This is a genomic window from Peptoclostridium sp. AF21-18 (genome assembly GCF_003478825.1).
Lineage (GTDB): Bacteria > Bacillota > Clostridia > Peptostreptococcales > Peptostreptococcaceae > Peptacetobacter.
Genome location: NZ_QUGE01000064.1, coordinates 1 through 518, shown reverse-complemented (window position 1 = coordinate 518; position 518 = coordinate 1). Strand labels below are relative to the sequence as shown.

The 518-nt window shown below is 25.3% G+C and carries 1 pseudogene; it reads left to right on the top strand.

From position 1 onward, the window contains the following. Nucleotides 1-150: 150 nt before the first annotated feature. A pseudogene (locus tag DWX74_RS11045) lies at nt 151-518 on the top strand (GTPase HflX); the annotation flags it as partial.

Genomic DNA, 518 nt, shown 5'->3' with positions numbered 1-518 from the left:
TGTTAAAATGATTATGAATGGTGGAATAGCGTCAATAAGATTAAGAGGATAAGTCACGGGTTGTGGCTATTATCTTAATTTAATAAAGAGTCATAATCCCGTGATATTTAAAGTTAATATTTAAATATAAAATTACAGGAGATTATGAAGATGATAAAAAAAGGAATAATTGTAGGAATTAATATAAATAATAAAAATAATTTTGATGAATCTATGGAAGAATTAAAAAATTTATGCTTAGCTTGCAAAATAGAAACTGTTGGTCAAATTAAGCAGAATTCAAAGAAAGTTAACTCTACTTTTTATATGGGTAGTGGGAAGATAGATGAATTAAAAAATTTAGTAGAAGAAAACAATGCAGATATAGTTATATTTAATAATGAATTATCAGCGTCACAAGTTAAAAATATTGAAGAAGAAATAAATTGTAATGTCATAGATAGAACTGCGTTAATATTAGATATCTTTGCAAATAGAGCAAAAACAAGAGAATCTAAATTACAAGTAGAGGTTGCGAA